This is a genomic window from Mitsuaria chitosanitabida ATCC BAA-476 = NBRC 102408, assembly GCF_001598255.1.
In the GTDB taxonomy this organism is placed as follows: Bacteria; Pseudomonadota; Gammaproteobacteria; order Burkholderiales; family Burkholderiaceae_C; genus Roseateles; species Roseateles chitosanitabidus.
Window position 1 is genome coordinate 221,131 of the sequence record NZ_BCYP01000033.1, and the last position, 18,857, is coordinate 239,987.

An 18,857-nucleotide genomic window follows, 5' to 3' on the forward strand; every position below is an offset into this window, starting at 1 on the left:
ACTTTTCGAAGCAGACGATCCCTAAAACGTCAGGGGCTCCCTGCCCACGTAGAATCTCCGGCCTCTCTCGAGACTCCCTAAATCGATGTCCAGCCACGACAAGACCGCCGGTGCTCCGGCGACCGACAAGACCGACGGCGCGGCCGTCAAGCCCAGCAACTTCCTGCGCGCCATCATCGAGCGCGACCTGGAGCAGGGCTTCCAGCCGCAGCGCCACTTCGCCGGCACGCCCGGCGACGCGGCGCACCAGGCCGCCGGTCCGCTGGACCCCGCCAAGATCCGCACCCGCTTCCCGCCCGAGCCCAACGGCTACCTGCACATCGGTCACGCCAAGGCGATCTGCCTGAACTTCGGCCTGGCGCGGGACTATGGCGGCATCTGCCACCTGCGCTTCGACGACACCAATCCGGAGAAGGAAGAGCAGGAGTACGTCGACGCGATCAAGGAGATGGTCGCGTGGCTGGGCTGGAGCTGGACCGCGCCGGACGGCCACGGCCAGCCGACCAGCCACCTCTTCTACGCCAGCAACTACTTCGACTTCATGTACCGCGCCGCCGAGTACCTGGTGTCGCAGGGCCTGGCCTACGTCGACGAGCAGACGCCCGAGGAGATGCGCGCCAACCGCGGCGACTTCGGCACGCCCGGCAAGAACAGCCCCTTCCGCGACCGCACGCCCGAGCAGCACCTGGAGCGCCTGCGCGAGATGCGTGACGGGAAGCACCCGGACGGCGCGATGGTGCTGCGCGCCAAGATCGACATGGCGTCGCCCAACATCAACCTGCGCGATCCGGCCCTGTACCGCATCCGCCGCGCGACCCACCACAACACCGGCGACCAGTGGTGCATCTACCCGATGTACACCTTCGCGCATCCCATCGAGGACGCGCTGGAGTGCATCACCCACAGCGTCTGCACGCTGGAGTTCGAGGACCAGCGCCCGTTCTACGACTGGCTGCTCGAGCGCCTGGCCGAGGGCGGCCTGCTGGCCCGCCCGCTCCCGCACCAGTACGAGTTCGGCCGCCTGAACCTGAGCTACGTCGTCACCAGCAAGCGCAAGCTGCGCCAGCTGGTCGACGAGAAGCACGTCGACGGCTGGGACGATCCCCGCATGCCCACGCTGGTCGGCATGCGCCGCCGCGGCTACACGCCCGAGTCCATCCGCGCGATGGTCGAGAGCACCGGCGCGTCCAAGACCAACGCCTGGATCGACTACTCGGTCCTCGACGGCTACCTGCGCGCCGACCTCGAGGGCAAGGCCGCCCGCGCGATGGCGGTGCTGGACCCGGTCCCGCTGAAGCTGCGCAACTACGCGGAGATCTTCGGCTCCCTGGACCATCGCGAGCCCTGCTCCGCCCCGGCGCACCCGCATGTCCCCGAGCTGGGCACGCGCGAGTTCAGCCTGGGCCCCGCGCTGTGGATCGAGCGCGAGGACTTCATGGAGGTCCCGGTCAAGGGCTACCACCGTCTGTTCCCCGGCAACAAGGCGCGCCTGAAGTACGGCTACGTGATCGAGTGCGTCGGCTGCGAGAAGGATGCCGACGGCCAGATCACCGCGGTCCTCGCGGACCTGGTCCCCGACACCAAGAGCGGCACGCCGGGCGCCGACGCGGTCAAGGTCAAGGGCGTGATCACCTGGGTGGGCGCGCACGAGGCCGTGGCCACCGAGCTGCGCCTGTACGACCGCCTGTTCACCGAGGCCCAGCCGGACGCCGGCGAGCGCAACTTCCTGGAGCTGCTCAATCCCGATTCCAAGCGCGTCGTGCGCGGCTACCTGGAGCCCTCGCTGAAGCACGCGGCGCCGGACACCAAGGTGCAGTTCGAGCGTCATGGCTACTTCGTCTCCGATCGCGTCGATCACCGGGCCGACGCGCCGGTGTTCAACAAGATCACCGGACTGCGCGACAGCTTCGGCAAGTGAGCGTCGACACATGAGCGTTGGCCGGTGATCGCCGGCCGATGAACGCCGGTTGACGGCCGTCGGCCAAGGACCGTCGACCAGCGAATCAAGGGGCGCCTCGGGCGCCCCTTCTTCATGGCGTCGTCCGGATCAGATCGGCAACCCCACGCCTTGCTGCAGGAGCGCGGCATGGGGCAGGTCCAGGTGCGGCGCGTTCAGCACCAGGGGCTTGGTGAAGGTCAGCCAGCCGCTGACGCCGCGATTGCCCGCCAGGTCCCATTGGCCGACCTCGACGGTGCGGGCACTGTCGCTCCGGGAGAACTGCGTGTCGTCGATCAGCCCGCCAGGACCGATGGCCGTCCAGGACTCCGTGGGGCCCAGCCGGTAGGCCCCGCGCACGGCGTCGGCGGCGAGCGTGACCTGGATGGTCGCGTCCGCGGTGATCCCGTCGGTCTTGTCGACGCCCGTGTCGTTGCGCAGCTTCACCGTGGCCGGCGTCGTCGGACCGACGCGGTCGAGCGTCAGGTCCAGGGCCGGACCTACGGGCCCCGCGTTGCCCGCCGCATCCTCGCGACGGACCAGCACCTGCCAGGCGCCATCGGTCCTCAGCAACTGCTGGAAGAACTCACCGCTGGACTCGCCTGGCAGCGGCGCCGTCCAGCTCGCGCCCTGGTCGACGCTCACCGCCCACAGGTCACCCGCCTGCAGACCGATGACGGACAGCAAGGGATCGTTGGTGATGCCGTCCGTGTCGTCGGCGCCGGTGTCGTTCTCCAGCGCGAGGCTCAGCGCGTCCAGCGGCGGCGTCATGTCGGTCTGGAAGTCGAGCGTGCCGAGGGTCGTGTTGCCCACCGCGTCGCGGACCTCCACGCGCACCGTGTGCGTGCCGTCCGGCAGTGCCATCCGCTGGCCCTGCGCGTCGATGGCGTCGAAGCGATCGCCGACGCCGTCCTGCCAGTCCCCGCCATCGACACTGAAACGCCAGCGGCCTCCGGGCTCCAGGCCGCCGACGGTGAAACCCCAGTCGTGGGTCAGTTGATCCCCCGCGATGCCGGTGTCCTGGGTCAGGCGCACCGAGGGCAGCTGCGGCGCCGTGGTGTCGAGGGTGAACTTCAGCGCCGCGATCTCCCCGGGCGTGCCGGCCTGGTCGACCTGACGCACCTGCAGATGCTTGTCGCCGTCCTCGCCAAAGACGCTGGCGGGCAGGCGGTCGCCACGCCCGCGGACCCAGCTCGCGCCGTCGTCCAGGCTGTACCACCAGGAGGCGCCCGGCGCGATGCCGCTGACCGCCACCGTCGCGTCCCGGGTCAGGACGCGGCCATCGTCCGGCGCGATCACGGCGGCCATCAGCGACACGCGCGGCGATCCCGCGGCCTCACCGTCGAGCCCCCCCGGCGGTCCCGCGTCCGGCCCTGACCCATCGGCGGGCGGGCGCGATCCGCCGGATCCGCCTCCGCTGGCGGCAGGGGCATCGCCCGACCCGCTCGATCCGTGCGAGCCGCTCGATCCCGTCGTGCCGCCCGAGGCGCCCGACTGATGGTCGCCGCCTGTGCCTGTGCCTGTGCCGGTACCAGTGCCAGTACCGGTGCCGGTACCGATGCCGGTGCCGGTGCCGGTGCCGGTGCCGACTACGCTCCCTGCGCCGGCCCCGCCGCCAGCGCTGCCGCTCGTGCCTTCGCCCGAGTCACCGGGCCGGGCGCCCTGCCCGCCTTCGGCGCCGGGCTGCGGCCCGCTGCCACCGGATGCGCCGGGATCGACAGGCGTCGGGGACGGACGCGGATCCGTCCCGACACCGAGGGCGCCGCTTCGGGCACCGCCGCCGCCGCCCGCGAGCAGCAGCCCGAGGGCCGCTGCTCCGCCCAGCGCCGCGCCCACCCATCCACCGCCGGGCGTCGCAGGGGCCGACGCCGTGGCGGCTGGATCGTCGAAGGCTTCCGCGTCGACCGCCGGGCTCGTACCGCCGAGGGCATCTTCAAGGGTGACCGCGTCCGGCAGGCCGGCCCCTTCGCGCGGCAGGTCTTGCATCGCATCAGGCAGCGCATCAGGCACCGCATCAGGGCCCGCGAGAAGCATCGCCTCGGGCATCGCCGCCGCGACGCCATCGCGCAGCGGCACCGTCCTTGCGTTCATCGCCGCCGCGCGGATCGCGCGGGGGGCCATCGGGAATCGGGAACCAGCCATGTCGAGAACTCCAGTTGAAGCTGAGGGGGGAGAAAACCGAGCGGCCAGTGTTCCGCCGACCGCTTGGCGGCGCATCTGCCTCGACCAGTAGCGAAGCGCGATCGACACACGGGTTCCAGTGGGGGACCGACTTGTCCACGGAGATCCGTGGGGCGTCCGCGTTCGTCCGCGCTTGTCCGGGGCTGTCCGCGTCTGTCCGACCGACTGTCCGCGGACACTCGTCCGCGCCACCAACCTTCAATCAAGCCATTGATTTCAAAAGGAAATCCCCTCCTCCACGGGCTGGCACGGCGCTTGCGATCCTGGAAGCCGACGCCACTCCGACCACCCACGGACACCTCATGATTCGCGACACCTCCGGCCAGGACCGCCCGCTCGAACGCTCGCATGGACGCCGCCGCCTGTGGCTGGCGCTGGCCGGCGCCGGGCTGCTGGTCGCCGCCTTCGCCGCCGCGCCCGCCGTGCAGCGGATGATGGGCAGCGGCAACTCCGTCAGCCTGTCGCGCCTGGGCGTCGCCGCCGTCGAGATCGGCCCGCTGGTGCGCGATGTCGCCGGCGAGGGCAAGGTCGTCGCCGCGATGAGCCCCACCGTCTACGCGCTGCACGGCGGCAACCTCGTGCTGCGCGTCAAGGCCGGCGACAAGGTCACCAAGAACCAGCTGCTGGGCGAGATCGACAGCCCCGACCTGCGCGCCAAGCTCGCCCAGGAACGCAGCAACGCCGACGCGCTGCGCACCGAAGCCCTGCGCGCCGAGGTCGACGGCCGCGAGCAACGCGCCGCCCTGCGCTCCACCTACGAGAACGCCGGCATCGACCTGCAGACCGCCCGCAACGACCTGGCCCGCCAGACCAAGGCCTTCGAGGCCGGCGCCGTCGCCGGCATGCAGGTCGAGAAGGCGCGCGACGCGCTGGAGAAGGCCCGCATCACCGCCGCCCACGCCGAGGCCGGCCTGGGCCTGAAGGACGACAGCCTCAAGTTCGAGCTGCAGGCCAAGCAGCAGGCGCTGCAGCGTCAGCAACTGCTGGTGCAGGACCTGGAGCGCCAGGTCGCCGAGCTGGAACTGCGCTCGCCGGTGGACGGCCAGGTCGGCCAGCTGCTGGTGGCCGAGCGCGCCAACGTCGCCGCCGGCGCCGGGCTGCTGACCGTCGTCGACCTGACGGCGCTGGAAGTCCAGATGCAGGTCCCCGAGAGCTTCGCCCGCGACCTCGCCATCGGCATGCCCGGCGAGATCTCCGGCAACGGCCGCCAGTGGCGCGGCCTGGTGAGCACCGTCTCGCCGGAGGTCGTGAACAACGAGGTCGCCGCCCGCATCCGCTTCGACGGCGCCACGCCCGACCAGCTGCGCCAGAACCAGCGCCTGTCCGTGCGCGTGCTGCTGGACAAGCGCGACAAGGTGCTGACCGTCGCGCGCGGCAGCTTCGTCGAGGAAGGCGGCGGCCGTTTCGCCTACGTCGTCGAGGACGGCCAGGCGGTCAGGCGCCCCATCCGCCTGGGCGCGCAGAGCCTGTCCAAGGTCGAGGTGCTGGAGGGCCTGAAGCCGGGCGACAAGGTCGTCGTCTCCGGCGGTCAGGCCTTCGACGGCGCCGAGCGCGTGACGCTCAGCCCGTGACGCCGCGCCATGGCAAGACCTGACCCTTCCGGATCCACCGACTCCCCCATCCACCCCGTCCCCTCCACCGACGCCGCGAGGAAACCCATGCTCAAGATGCAATCGCTGTCCAAGGTCTATCGCACCGAGATGATCGAGACCTACGCCCTGCGCGAGTTCAACCTCGAGGTGCGCGAGGGCGAGTTCGTCGCCGTGACCGGCCCCTCGGGCTCGGGCAAGACCACCTTCCTGACCATCGCCGGTCTGCTGGAAGCCTTCACCGGCGGCCGCTACGAGCTCGACGGCGTCGATGTCAGCGGGATGAACGACACGCAGCGCTCGCGCATGCGCAACGAGAAGATCGGCTTCATCTTCCAGGCCTTCAACCTGATCCCGGACCTGAACGTCCTGGACAACATCGAGGTGCCGCTGCGCTACCGGGGCATGAAGGCCGCCGAGCGCCAGCGCCGCGCCCGCGAGGCGCTGGCCCGCGTCGGCCTGTCGGCGCGCGAGCGCCACTACCCGGCCGAGCTGTCGGGCGGCCAGCAGCAGCGCGTGGCCATCGCCCGCGCGCTGGCCGGGGAGCCGCGCCTGCTGCTCGCCGACGAGCCGACCGGCAACCTGGACAGCGCGATGGCGCGCAGCGTGATGGACCTGCTGGAGGAGCTGCACCGCGACGGCGCCACCATCGTGATGGTCACCCACGATCCGCAGCTGGCCGCGCGCGCGCAGCGCAACGTGCACGTGATCGACGGCCAGGTCGTCGACATCGCCGCCGAGCTGCACATGGACGCCGCGATGCTGCGCGCCGCCTCGCCCGCCGCGGTCTGATCGCGCGCCCCACAAGGACATCATGAGAGTGCCCTTCCCTTCCTCGCGATCGGCCGGCGCCGCCCGTCCAGGCGGCGCCTCGACGGCGGACTCGACCTCGGCGAGCGCGATGCCCGCGGGCGCGCCGTCCGCGTCGCGGCGCCGCTCGCGGCTGCCGTCGCTGTCGCTGATCGCCGCCGTCGCGCTGGTGTGCGCGGGCTGCTGCTTCCCGGCCGCGGCGCAGGCCGAGGACCTGCTCGAGATCTACGACCTGGCCCGCTCGGCCGATCCCGTGCTGGCCGGCGCGCGCGCCGTGCGCGGTCAGCAGGGCGAGCTCGCCGTGCAGGCGCGCGCGGCGCTGCTGCCGCAGTGGAGCGCCCAGCTCTCTGAGCTGCGCAACCAGGACGACGGCACGCGTCAGCACCAGCTCACGCACAGCCTCAGCCAAGTGCTGGTGGACCTGAGCAAGCTGCGCGGCTGGGATGCCGCGCGCACGCTGGTCGACGCCGAGGACGCGCGCGTGCGCGCCGCCGAGGCCGATCTCTGCGCCCGCGTCGCGCGCGCCTACTTCGGCGTGCTGACCGCGCAGGCAACGCTGCAGACGGCGCAGGCCATCGAGGACGTGTACGGCCAGCAGGTCGCGCAGGCGCAGTCGCGCTTCGAGGCGCAGCTGTCGGCCTCCCTGGACGTCGAGCAGGCCCGCGCCTACTACGAGCTGGCCCGCGGCAACACCGCGGCCGTCCGCGAGGACCTGGCCGACGCGCGTCAGGCGCTGGCGCAGATCACCGGCCGCATGCCGGGCGAGCTCAAGCCCCTCGCGCCCGAGCTGGCCATGCTGATGCCCGATCCCGCCGATCCCGAGGCCTGGGTCACGCAGGCGCTGCGCGACAACCCCTCGCTGCAGGCCGCGGCGCTGGGCGTGACGGCGAGCGACCAGCGCGTCGCCGCCGCGCGCGCGGCGCACCTGCCGACGCTGAGCCTGGGCCTCGACGGCCAGCGCTTGGCGGGCAACGCGGTCGCGCCGCAGGACGCGGGCCGCTACAACTCGACCATCGGCCTGAAGCTGACCATCCCGATCTTCGCGGGCGGCGCGGTCGAGTCGCAGAAGCGCCAGGCCATCTACCAGCGCGAGCAACTGCGCGACGACCTCGAGGGCGCGCGCCGCGCGATGACCCGCGAGACGCAGGCGCAGTACCAGTCGGTGCTGTCGGCGCTCAGCCAGATGCGCACGGCCGGCGCCGCGGTGCAGGCGGCGGAGAAGGCCCTGACCTCCACCCGCAGCGGCCTGGACCTGGGCGCGCGCACGATGACCGACCTGCTGCTGGCCATCCAGACGCAGAGCAATGCCCGCAACGCCTGGGAACAGGCGCGCCACCGCTACGTGCTGTCCAAGCTGCTGCTGCAGCAGGCCGCCGGCGCGCTGGCCGAGCCGCAACTCGCGGCCGTGAACACGCTGCTGGTGGCGCCGCCCGCCGCGCCGCCGACGGCGCCGCCGATGTCGTCATCGGCCTCGCTCCCGACGTCCACGTCGGCCTCGACCGCGCCGTCGACGTCGTCCGCGGCCCTGGCCCCTGCCCTCACCACCGCCCGTCTCGCTCGCTGAGCCCGGAGGACCTGACATGCTGACCTACTACCTCGAACTGGGCTTCCGGGCCTTCCGCGCGCACCGCGGGCTGACGGTGCTGATGCTGCTGTCCATCGCGATGGGCGTGGCCGCCTGCATGACGACGCTGACGCTGTTCCACGTCATGTCCGGCGACCCGATCCCGCACAAGAGCGGCCGGCTCTTCAACGTGCAGCTGGACGCGGAATCCGCGCGCGAATGGAAGCCGGGCGACGAGCCCGAGCTGCAGCTCACGCGCTTCGACGCCGAGACGCTGCTGCGCGCCAAGCGCGCCGTGCACCAGGTGGCGATGACGGGCTCCTTCATCGCGGTCGATCCGGCCGGATCGGGCGACGCGGCGCAGCCCCCCTTCTTCACTGGCGCGCGCTACGCCTCGGCCGACTTCTTCGCGATGTTCGAGCCCGGCTTCCGCTTCGGCCAGGGCTGGACCGCCGCCGACGACACCTCGGAGGCGCGCGTGGCGGTGATCTCCAGCGAGCTCAACGACAAGCTCTTCGGCGGCCAGGACAGCCGCGGCAAGACGCTGCGCCTGCGCGACAAGGACTTCACCGTGATCGGCGTGCTCAAGCCCTGGCGCCCCGCCCCGCACTACTTCGACCTGACGCTTGGCTCCTACGCCAAGGCCGCGGACGTCTACCTGCCGCTGGCGACCTCGCTGGGCCTGCGCTTCGGCGCCTCCGGCAACATGAACTGCTGGGGCCGGTCGGACGGCCAGGATCCGCGCGCGCTCAACACGCCCTGCGCCTGGCTCCAGTACTGGGTGCAGCTGGACACGCCGCAGCAGGTGGCGGACTACCGCAACTACCTGGTGCAGTACTCCGAGCAGCAGCGCCAGGCCGGCCGCTTCGAGCGCCCGCCCAACCCCAAGCTGACCGCGGTCATGGACTGGCTGAGCCTGCGCAAGGTCGTGCCCAGCGACATCAAGCTGCAGGTCTGGCTGGCGTTCGGCTTCCTGGTGGTCTGCCTGACCAACACCGTCGGCCTGCTGCTGGCCAAGTGCCTGCGCCGCAGCGGCGAGATCGGCGTGCGGCGCGCGCTGGGCGCGCCGCGCTCGCAGATCTTCCTGCAGTTCCTGGTGGAGGCCGGCAGCCTGGGCGTGGCCGGCGGCTTGCTGGGGCTGGCGCTGACCTGGGTCGGCCTGTGGGTCGTGCGCCGCAACCCGTCCGACTACGCGCAGCTGGCGCAACTGGACTGGACCATGCTGGGCACCACGCTGGGCGTGTCCTTGCTGGCCAGCGTGCTCGCGGGGCTGCTGCCCGCCTGGCGCGCCTGCCAGATCACGCCCGCCATCCAGCTCAAGACGCAGTGAGCGCAAGGAGACATCGATGGACATCCTCCCTATCCTCTCGACGCTCAAGCGTCACAAGACCGCGGCCGGCCTGATCGTGCTGCAGATCGCGCTGACCTGCGCCATCGTCTGCAACGCGCTGTTCCTGATCTTCCAGCGGATCGAGCGCATCAGCGCCGACACCGGCATGGCCGAGTCGGAGCTGATCTCGCTGTCGCTGTCGAGCATGGCCCGGGTCGAGAACCCCGAGCCGCAGACCCAGGCCGACCTGGCCGCGCTGATGCAGGTGCCGGGCGTGGCCTCGGCGACGCTGACCAACCAGTACCCGTACGGGCGCAACTCAAACAACTCCGGCGTGCGCATCGAGCCCGGCGAGCAGGCCCGCAGCCGCGTGGTGGCGGGCCACTACACGGCCGGCCCGGGCCTGATCAAGACCATGGGGCTCAAGCTGATCGAGGGGCGCGACTTCCTGCCCGAGGAGTTCGTGCCGGGCTCCAGCCTGGACAACAACCCCAACCCGCGCGTGCCGGCGGTGATCATCAACAAGCGCATGGCGGATCGGCTGTGGCCCGGTGAATCGGCCCTGGGCAAGGGCATCTACGTCTACGGCGACCAGCCGCAACGCGTCGTCGGCGTGCTGGCCGAGCTGCCCTCGCCCAACCCGGGCTCGCAGGACGAGAACACGCTGCACACCATGCTGATGCCGGTGCAGCCCAGCTTCCGCGGCGGCACCTTCCTGATCCGCGTCGCGCCGGGCGCGAACACGGAGGGGGTGCTCAAGGCCGCGGTCGCCAAGCTGCTGGCCAACAGCCCCGGCCTGCGCCGCGTGGCCCGCGACCAGGACACCCTGCTGCAGCTGCGCGAGGGCTACTACCGCCAGGACCGCTCCATGGTGCTGCTGCTGGCGGGCGTGTGCGTGGGCCTGCTGATCGTGACGGCCTTCGGCATCGTCGGCTTGGCCAGCTTCTGGGTGCAGCAGCGCACGCGGATGATCGGCACGCGGCGCGCGCTGGGCGCCACGCGCGGCCAGATCCTGCGCTACTTCCAGACCGAGAACCTGCTGCTGTCCACCGCCGGCATCGCGCTGGGGATGATCGGCGCGTACGGGATCAGCCTGCTGCTGATGTCGCATTACGAGCTGCCGCGCCTGCCCTTCGTCTACCTGCCGGTGGGCGCCCTCGTGCTGTGGACGCTGGGCCAGATCGCGGTCTTCGCCCCGGCGCGGCGCGCCGCGGCGCTGCCCCCGGTGGCCGCCCTGCGCGGCGGCTGAACCGGCGCGGCGGATGCCGCGCCTCTCCCTCCGGCGCCCGGTCCGCGCGCATGTCCCGACATGACGCCCGGCCGGGCGTCACGCCCTTGCTATGCTGCGCTGCCCATGAGAACCGTCCTGATCATCGATGACCACGCCGGCGTCGGCGAGGCGCTGTCGCTGCTGCTCTCGCTGCACGACATCGAGCCGCTGGTCGCGGCCTCGCCCGAGGAAGGCCTGGCGAGGCTGGCCGAGCGCCGCGTGGACCTGGTGATCCAGGACATGAACTTCAGCGCGGACACGACCTCCGGCGCGGAAGGCCGCGCGCTCTTCCACCAGCTCCGCGGCCGCCACCCCGACCTGCCCATCATCCTGCTCACCGCATGGACGCAGTTGGAGCAGGCCGTGGCGCTGGTCAAGGCCGGCGCGGCCGACTACCTGGCCAAGCCCTGGGACGACACCAAGCTGCTGGCGACGGTCGAGAACCTGCTGGAGCTGGGCGAGAACAACCGCGAGCTGCGCCAGGCCCGCCACGAGCATCGCCAGCGCCGCGACGATCTGCGCCGCCGCTACCGCCTCGACGGTCTGGTCGCCGAGTCCCCCGCCCTGCTGCGCTGCGTGGAGCTGGCCTGCCAGGTCGCGCGCTCGTCGGCGCCGGTGCTGATCACCGGGCCCAACGGGAGCGGCAAGGAGCGCATCGCGGCCATCGTGCACGAGAACTCCGCCGTCGCCGACGGCGCCTTCGTCGCGGTCAACTGCGGCGCGTTGCCGGGCGACCTGATCGAGGCCGAGCTCTTCGGCGCCGACAGCGGCGCCTACACCGGCGCGGCGCGGGCGCGCGAGGGCCGCTTCGAGACGGCCGACGGCGGCACCCTGTTCCTGGACGAGATCGGCAACCTGCCGCTGGCCGGTCAGGTCAAGCTGCTGCGGGTGCTGGAGACGGGCCGCTTCGAGCGGCTGGGCTCGAGCCGCACGCGGCAGACGACGGTGCGGGTGATCTCCGCGACCAACGCGGACCTGCGCGCCATGGTGCGCGCCGGGACCTTCCGCGAGGACCTGTACTACCGCCTCAACGTCATCGAGGTGGCGCTGCCCGGACTGGCCGAGCGGCCGCAGGACATCCTGCCGCTGGCCGAGTTCTTCCTGGCCGGCCGCGCGACGCTGAGCGACGACGCCCGCGAGGCGCTGCTGGCCTATCCCTGGCCCGGCAACGTGCGCGAGCTCAAGAACGCGATCGAACGCGCCGCGCTGCTCGCGCCGGCGCGCCTGATCAGCGAGGCCGACCTCGCGCTGCCGGCCGCGCACGCGATGCACGGCGGCGCGGGCACGCGCAACCTGGACGAGCCCAGCCGCGAGGTGGTGCTGGCCGCGCTGGAGGCCGCGTCGGGCGTGGTCAGCCGCGCGGCGCAATCGCTGGGGCTGTCGCGTCAGGCGCTGTACCGGCGCATGGAACGCTACGGGCTGGACGCCTGATGGGCGCGCTGCCGGGGCACGCGGGCTGGCGCCGATCGCTGCGGCTGCGGTTGGCGCTCTTCCTGGTGGCCGCGGCGGCGCTGGGGCTGCTCATCCATGCCTGGCTGACGGTGTGGCCCATCCCGGCGCTGCTGCAGTCCCTGGGGCTGGCCGCGCCGGAGCACTGGAGCCTGGCCGCGCTGGCGCTGACCTTCGCGCTGCTGCTGCCGATCGCCTGGGCGCTGGCGAGCGCCCTGCTCGCCCCGCTGATGCGGCTGCTGCGCGCGCTGGAGAGCACGGTCCTGAGCTATCGCGACGGCGAGTTCGGCAGCGCCATCGTCGGCGAGGCCCCGGGCGGGTTGTCGGAGCTGTCCACCCTGATGCGGCTGCACAGCGAGCTGGGCCTGGCCCTGCGCGAGCAGCGCCGTCACCTGGCCCAGCGCGAGCTGCTGCTCGACACCGTGGTGCAGAACACCCCCGTGGCGCTGGTGCTGACCGACGCGCAGGAGCGCATCGCCTACGCCAACATCGCCGCGCGGCAGCTGATGGACCAGGGCCGCAGCCTGGCCGGCAGATCGCTCGACGAGGTGCTGCGCGACGCGCCGGACGACCTGCGCCAGGCCTTCGCCGGCGCGCAGGACGGGCTGTTCAGCGTGATGCTGGACGGGCAGGAGGAGCGCTACCACCTGTCGATGCGGGACTTCCGCCTGCAGGGGCAGCCGCACCGGCTGCGGCTGCTGCGGCGCATGACGCGCGAGCTGTCACGGCAGGAGGTCGCCAGTTGGAAGCGCGTGATCCGCGTGATCAGCCATGAGCTCAACAACTCGCTGGCGCCGATCTCGTCGCTGGCGCACAGCGGCGCGGAGCTGGCGCGGCGCGGCCAGCACGAGCGCGTGCCCGGCGTGTTCGCCAGCATCGGCGACCGCGCGCGGCATCTGCATGAGTTCCTGTCGGGGTATGCGCGCTTCGCCAAGCTGCCGGCCCCGGTGCCGGCGCGCGTCGACTGGCGGCCCTTCGTCGAGACGCTGGGCGCGCACCAGCGCTTCCGGCTGGTGGGCGAGCTGCCGGCCTCGCCCGGGCAGTTCGACGCGGCGCAGATGGAGCAGGCGCTGATCAACCTGCTGAAGAACGCGCACGAGTCCGGCGGGGCCGAGGAGGACGTGACGCTGACGGTCAGCGCGCCGCGCGAGGACTGGCGGATCGAGGTCGCCGACCGGGGGCCGGGGATGACCGAGACGCAGCTGTCGCAGGCGCTGCTGCCGTTCTACTCGACCAAGCGCAGCGGCACCGGCCTGGGCCTGGCGCTGGCGCGCGAGATCGTCGAGAAGCATGGGGGCCGCATCGCGATGGGCAATCGCGAGGGGGGCGGCCTGTGGGTCGCCATCAGCTGGCCGCGGGGCTGAGCCGCGGCCCGGGCCTCACTTGTAGAAGGCCTCGACCTTGCCCTTGAGCTTGATCATCATCGGCTGGCCCTTGCGGTCCAGCGTGCGGCCGGCCGGCACCTTGATCCAGCCTTCGGAGATGCAGTATTCCTCGACGTCGCGGCGTTCCTTGCCGTTGAAGAGGATGCCGATGTCGTGCTCGAACACGGCGGCCACGTGATGCGGGCTGCGCGGGTCGACGGACAGGTGGTCGGGGAGTTCGGGGCGGGTGGAGTCGCTCATGGACGGGTCACGCTGGGGTAATTCGGAAAACGCGCATTGTCCCGCACTCGCGCGGCCTAACATGCGCCGCATGAACGCCATCGCTGATTCAACGGCCGCCGCCGATGCCGCCGCCGATTCCTTCGCCCGCGTGCTGGCCGAGCTGAGCGCCGATCCGCTCACCGCGCCCTCGGGTTCCGCCGTCGATCCCGTGACGCTGGAGGCGCTGGCCGCCTTCCCGCGCCTGCTGGCGGCGCATTTCGCGCTGTTCCCGGTCGACGCCCGTCACTGGGCACCGGCCTCCTGGGACGGCGTGCCCAGCGAGCCGCTGACCGCCATCGAGCAGCTGTGCCACGTGCGGGACATCGAGATCGACGGCTATCAGCGGCGCATCCGGCGCACGCTGACCGAGGAGGATCCGCTGCTGGTGTCGCTGGACACGGACCAGCTGGCGCGCGACCGCCGCTACGGCGAGGACGATCCCGCGCGCGCGCTGGCCGCCTTCGCGGCCGCGCGGCGCGAGACGCTGGCGATGCTCGCGACGGTCACGCCGGCGCAGCTCCAGCGCCGGGCGCGCTTCGAGGGCTACGGCCCGCTGACCTTCAAGGCGCTGGTGCACTACCTGTGCAGCCACGACCAGCAGCACCTCGCGGGGCTGCAGTGGGTGCTGGGGCGGCACGACGCCGCCGCGATCCCGCGCTGAGGAGGCCTGGACCGGGCCTCGACCGCGGGGACGAGGCGCTCACTCGTCGCAGCGCTGGACCACCGGCGTCGCGTACTCGTGGCCGACGACGGCGCGGGCGAACAGGTAGTTCTCCCGCGCGTGATCGCTGAGCTGATCCAGTGCGACGTGACCGAACTCGTCGCAGGGGAAGGACAGTCCGCGTCCGGGATGGAACAGGGACTCGAAGCGCAGCAGGAAGCGGTCGCGGCACAGGCTGACGCGCACCGGTGAGGCGCCCTGGAGCGCGCTGAATTGAGAGGGGCTCATGGAGGGACTCCGCGGGCCCGTGGGGAGGTCGGACCCGATGAATCCACCTTAGACCTCGGTCCCCCCCGCCATGCGTGCATACGTCTCGATTTCGCCCGCTGTTTCGACGGATCCCCCTCACCTGCGTCATGGTGCGCGGACGCGAGGGGGCCTGGCTCGGCCGCCCTTCAGGCAGGCGCCCGAACCAGGCGAGCCCGCGCTTCCGGCGTCGCCAGGCACGAGCAGAGCGTTTCGTAACCCGGCGCGGCGGCGTGGGGCGCGACCAGCCGCGGCATCGCGTGGTTGGCGGGGCACAGCAGGATGGTCTCGCCAGGTCCGACCCGCGACAGGTCCAGGATCGACGACGAGCGCGTCATCGCGACCACGGGCGCCGCGCGGGCGCGGACGCGGCGGCGCAGCCAAGGCATCAGCGTCTCCTGCGTGGCACGGTCCAGGCCATCCTCGATCATGTCGATCACCAGCGACCGTCGGCCACCGGAGGCCTCGAGGGCGATCAGCAGCAGGCGCAGCGCCACGCTGTCCGTCGCGCCCTCCTCCACCAGCCAGCCCCGATGCGATTGCACCGCCTGGCGCTCCTCGTCGGCGAGGCCCGACCACGCCCGATCCAAGGCGTCGCCCTCGAATCGCTCCGGACCCAGCAGCATCGCTTCCGGGAGGCGCTGGGCGAGCCGATGCGCCAGCCGCGTCTTGCCGCTGCCCAAGGGCCCCACCAGATACATCAGCTGGCCGATGTCCATCAGCTCGAAGCGCTCGCCGGCCCAGGGCCATGGGAGATCGAAGGTCACCGTCGCCGCGGCTGTCTCGGCGCCGAGCGCCCGCTGCAGCTCGCCGTCGGGCAGGACGTGACCCCGGGCGAGCCTCTCGCGCAAGGCGCGCAGGCGCTCGACCGACGTCCGCAGCCCGTGAAACTCGGTCCCGAGCTCGGCCTCGCGCCGCGCCAGCGCCGCATCGAGTGCATCGGCATCGCCGGCGATCGCGCGCCCCACCTGCGCCAGGCCCAGGCCGAGCGCGCGCAAGCCGACGATGTCGCGCGCACGGCGCAGGTCCTCGGGTCCATAGAGTCGATACCCGGCTTGCGATCGCGCCGGGCGCAGCAGGCCATGCGCTTCGTACAACCGCAGCGCCTTGACCGAGACGCCCAGGCGTCTGGCCGCTCCAGCAGCTCGCAGGAACCCGTCGGGTTCCTTGGATTCGTCGGGCTCGCGGGGATCGTTCGGATGGGACATGGTCGGGAGATTCTCAGTGCGCGAAGTCCTCATGTTCCGGCCGGCCCCTGGGGCCGGGTCAAGCCCGGCGTCAGGCCGAACGCGAGCCGCAGCGCGGCGATCTCGTCCAGGCGGCCGCCCTCCTCCAGAAGCACCGCGCGCCGCGCCGGGTCGAGGTCGGCCAGGGTCGCGTCGATCACCGCCCGGTCGCGGGCCTCGTTGGGCTGGCGCCGCGCTTGGCCGTGCTCGCGGAACGCTCGGTCCGAGGCGCCGGCCAGGCGGGCCGCGGTCTCGATCGCGCCTTCGCTCAGATGCAGGCGCCCCAGCGTGTCGAGCGCCGTCCAGACGCAGGTGTCGAAGAGCAGCGGACCCAGCCGCCGCGCGCATTCGTCGGCGACCTCGCGCGCCCGGGCCGCGTCGCCGCGCTCCAGCAGCGCGCCGATCAGGTTGGTCAGCACCACCGCGTTGAGCGCCGTCGGCGCCGCGCGCGCCATCCGGGCCCGCAGGGCCTCGCCCTCGCGGATCGCATCGTCGACCCGGCCGTCCACGCGCGCGAGGTCGGCCAGGTTGGCCAGGCCGCGATCAATGCCGGTGTCGTGCCCGTCGCGCCGGCTCACCGCCACCGCGGCCTCGAAGGCGCGGCGCGCGCCGTCCGGATCGCCACCGCTGGTGCTGAGCGTCGCCTCGGTGGACCAGCCGCGCTCCAGCACCGCCGCCGGCCAGTCCGCCTCCTCCAGCGCGCGCGCCCGGTCCAGGGCCTCGCGCGCCACGTCGCCGTCGACCCGCCAGTTGAAGGCCAGCTCGACCAGCGCCAGATACTCGCCGCGTCGGTCGCCGAGCTCGCGGTGCAGCGCCGCCGCCCGCGTCGCGGCGTCGCGCGCCGTCGCCGGATGGTCGACCGCGTGCCCGCGCGCCATCGCCTCCCAGAAGCGCGCCCGCACCGCCGGCTCCGGATGCTCGTCGACCAGCGCGACCAGCTTCGGCGCGATCGCCCGCGCGCGGTCCTGGGCCTCGCCCAGCACCCAGGCCGGCCAGGACGACGCGAACAGCGCCACCGCCTCCATCGGCGCGAGGTCCAGCGCCGTCTCCAGCGCGGGCCACAGGGCGACGAGCTCCGGCTCGTAGCGGGCCCGCCAGGCGGCCTGCGGCAGGCGCCAGTGCTCGCCGTAGGCCTCGTCGAAGAGCCAGCGCAGGCCGCGGCACCAGCGCGCCCGCATCGCCTCGGTCTCGCCGGCGGCGTCCATCTGCTCGCGCGCGAAGATCCTCATCGTCTCCAGCAGGCGCAGGCGTCGCGGCGTCACCGGCTCCACGCTGACCAGCGAGCGATCGTCCAGCGCCAGCACCGTCTCGATCACGCGGGCCGCCGGCAGCAGGTCGTCGGCCAGCACCAGCGCCGCGCCCTCCAGCGAGAAGCTCGCCGGGAAGACGCCCAGGCGCCGCAGTACCAGCCGCTCGCGCTCCGACAGCAGGTCGCAGGACCAGGCCAGCGCCGCCGCCAGCGCGTTGCGCCGCGTCGCGCGCTGCGGATCGCCGGGGGCCAGCAGCGTCAGCCGCTGCGGGAGGCGAGCCTCCAGCCCGTCCAGGCCCAGCGCGTGCACCCGCGCGGCCGCCAGCTGGATCGCGAGCGGATTGCCGTCCAGCCGGCGGCAGATGCGCTCGGCGGCGGCATCGTCCCAATCGCGTGAGCCGGCGCGCCCGGCGACGGCATCCTCCCAATCGCGTGAACCGGTGCGCCCGGCGACGGCATCGCCCCGGTCGCCCAGGCTGGTGTGTTCGGCGGCGCCCTCGTCCCGTGGGCTCAGGCCGGCGCGCTCGGCCAGCAGGCTCATCGCGTCCTCGACCGGCAGCGGCGCGAGCCGCATCAGCCGCTCCCCGTCCACGTGCAGCGGCAGCTGGCTCGTGACCAGCACCGTCACGCGCGGCGTCGCCCGCACCAGGGCATCGGCGACCGGACCGGTCTCGTCGACGAGGTGCTCGGCGTTGTCCAGCACCAGCAGCAGCGCCGCCGGCGCCAGGCGCGCGATCAGCGCGTCCAGGGTCGTGCCGTTCCTGGGGGTCGCGGCATCGCCATCGACCTCGCCATTCGCGGCGCTGTGCGTCGCCGGAGGGGCCGCACCCTTCGCCGGGTCCTCGCCCAGGCTCAGGCCCAGCGTCCGGGCGACTGCCGCGGTCACGTCGCTGCGCGGCGGCAGCGCGGCCAGGTCCACCCACCAGACGCCGTCGGGATGCCGGTCCCGCACCGCCGTCGCCATGGCCTGCGCCAGTCGCGTCTTGCCGACGCCGGCCTCGCCGCACAGCGTCACCAGCGGCGCCTCGGCGTGCAGGCGGGTGAGCTCGGCCAGTTCCTCGACGCGACCGATCAGCGGCGGCAGACGCACCGGCAGGTTGCCCGCGCGCACCCCGCCGGGCGCGGCCGGGTCGGCGACCTCCGCCACCGGCAGCGCGAAGCGATAGCCGCAGCCCGCGATCGTCACGATGGCCCGCGACCCGAGCGCCTTGCGCAGCGCGGCGATCTGCACCGCGAGGTTGTTCTCCTCGACCACGACCCCAGGCCAGACACGCCGCATCAGCTCGTCCTTGGACAGCAACCGGCCGCCGTGCGCGACGAGCGCCACCAGCAGCCGGAACGCGCGCGCCGTCAGCGCGACCGTGGCGCCGTGCCGGAACAGCAGGCGCTCCGCGGGGAGCAGCTTGAACTCGCCGAAGCGGTACTGGACGTCGGGAAGCGGGTCGCCCTCGCGGAGGGCCGTCGAGGCGCGCGGCGCGTTCCCGGCGTTCCCGGCGTTCCCGGCGCTCCCGCGCGACGCCTCCACGGGCGCTCCGCCGGCGGAGCCGGGGGCGGACAGACCGCTGGCGCGTGGATCGGGCATGGGCGTGGGCACGCGGCCCGAGCCGATTTCAGGCCGATTTCATGCGGATTAAAGGACG

15 protein-coding genes are annotated in these 18,857 nt (G+C 72.7%); 10 read left to right on the forward strand and 5 right to left on the reverse strand.

The window, feature by feature from the left end; translation table 11 throughout:
- Positions 1-85 precede the first annotated feature (85 nt).
- Entirely contained in the window at positions 86-1,918 is a 1,833-nt protein-coding gene (locus MCHT01_RS20385; protein ID WP_067067967.1) for a glutamine--tRNA ligase/YqeY domain fusion protein, read from the forward strand.
- A 129-nt stretch (positions 1,919-2,047) separates the two neighbouring features.
- On the opposite strand, the gene MCHT01_RS20390 is transcribed toward MCHT01_RS20385, so the two are convergent.
- A complete protein-coding gene (locus MCHT01_RS20390; protein WP_245643479.1) occupies positions 2,048-3,244 on the reverse strand; it encodes an Ig-like domain-containing protein in 1,197 nt (398 codons plus the stop codon).
- A gap of 189 nt (positions 3,245-3,433) precedes the next feature.
- Between MCHT01_RS20390 and MCHT01_RS26430 the strand changes: the two genes are divergently transcribed.
- The 8 genes from MCHT01_RS26430 (at position 3,434) to MCHT01_RS20425 (ending at position 13,493) form a co-directional block, all read left to right on the forward strand.
- The gene (locus MCHT01_RS26430; RefSeq protein ID WP_148661635.1) at positions 3,434-4,096 is read left to right on the forward strand and encodes a hypothetical protein; all 663 of its coding nucleotides are present in this window, start codon (positions 3,434-3,436) and stop codon (positions 4,094-4,096) included.
- A 323-nt stretch (positions 4,097-4,419) separates the two neighbouring features.
- Positions 4,420-5,688, forward strand: a complete 1,269-nt coding sequence (locus MCHT01_RS20395; RefSeq protein ID WP_067067970.1) for an efflux RND transporter periplasmic adaptor subunit — start codon at positions 4,420-4,422, stop codon at positions 5,686-5,688.
- A gap of 87 nt (positions 5,689-5,775) precedes the next feature.
- Positions 5,776-6,498 (forward strand): ABC transporter ATP-binding protein, encoded by a 723-nt coding sequence (locus MCHT01_RS20400; protein ID WP_067067973.1) that lies wholly within the window; start codon positions 5,776-5,778, stop codon positions 6,496-6,498.
- 22 nt (positions 6,499-6,520) lie between these two features.
- Positions 6,521-8,080, forward strand: a complete 1,560-nt coding sequence (locus MCHT01_RS20405; protein WP_084453082.1) for a TolC family outer membrane protein — start codon at positions 6,521-6,523, stop codon at positions 8,078-8,080.
- Positions 8,081-8,096: 16 nt separating this feature from the next.
- Positions 8,097-9,410, forward strand: a complete 1,314-nt coding sequence (locus MCHT01_RS20410; protein ID WP_067067984.1) for an ABC transporter permease — start codon at positions 8,097-8,099, stop codon at positions 9,408-9,410.
- Positions 9,411-9,426: 16 nt separating this feature from the next.
- Positions 9,427-10,659, forward strand: coding sequence for an ABC transporter permease (locus MCHT01_RS20415; protein WP_067067985.1), 1,233 nt, complete (start codon positions 9,427-9,429; stop codon positions 10,657-10,659).
- 105 nt (positions 10,660-10,764) lie between these two features.
- Positions 10,765-12,111 (forward strand): sigma-54-dependent transcriptional regulator, encoded by a 1,347-nt coding sequence (locus MCHT01_RS20420; protein ID WP_067067988.1) that lies wholly within the window; start codon positions 10,765-10,767, stop codon positions 12,109-12,111.
- Entirely contained in the window at positions 12,111-13,493 is a 1,383-nt protein-coding gene (locus MCHT01_RS20425) for a sensor histidine kinase (RefSeq protein WP_067067990.1), read from the forward strand. The genes MCHT01_RS20420 and MCHT01_RS20425 overlap by 1 nt, the downstream gene beginning before the upstream one ends.
- Positions 13,494-13,508: 15 nt before the next feature.
- Here the strand turns inward: MCHT01_RS20425 and MCHT01_RS20430 are convergent, their stop codons facing one another.
- A complete protein-coding gene (locus MCHT01_RS20430) occupies positions 13,509-13,754 on the reverse strand; it encodes a DUF3297 family protein (RefSeq protein WP_067067993.1) in 246 nt (81 codons plus the stop codon).
- Positions 13,755-13,824: 70 nt separating this feature from the next.
- Between MCHT01_RS20430 and MCHT01_RS20435 the strand changes: the two genes are divergently transcribed.
- The gene (locus MCHT01_RS20435) at positions 13,825-14,436 is read left to right on the forward strand and encodes a DinB family protein (RefSeq protein ID WP_084453101.1); all 612 of its coding nucleotides are present in this window, start codon (positions 13,825-13,827) and stop codon (positions 14,434-14,436) included.
- A gap of 39 nt (positions 14,437-14,475) precedes the next feature.
- On the opposite strand, the gene MCHT01_RS20440 is transcribed toward MCHT01_RS20435, so the two are convergent.
- The 3 genes from MCHT01_RS20440 to MCHT01_RS20450 form a co-directional block, all read right to left on the reverse strand.
- On the reverse strand, positions 14,476-14,724 hold the full coding sequence (locus MCHT01_RS20440; RefSeq protein WP_245643475.1) for a hypothetical protein: 249 nt from the start codon (positions 14,722-14,724) through the stop codon (positions 14,476-14,478).
- Between the two features lie 167 nt (positions 14,725-14,891).
- Positions 14,892-15,950, reverse strand: coding sequence for a MerR family transcriptional regulator (locus MCHT01_RS20445; protein ID WP_067067995.1), 1,059 nt, complete (start codon positions 15,948-15,950; stop codon positions 14,892-14,894).
- A gap of 29 nt (positions 15,951-15,979) precedes the next feature.
- Positions 15,980-18,799, reverse strand: coding sequence for an ATP-binding protein (locus tag MCHT01_RS20450; RefSeq protein WP_067067997.1), 2,820 nt, complete (start codon positions 18,797-18,799; stop codon positions 15,980-15,982).
- Between the last annotated feature and the right edge of the window lie 58 nt (positions 18,800-18,857).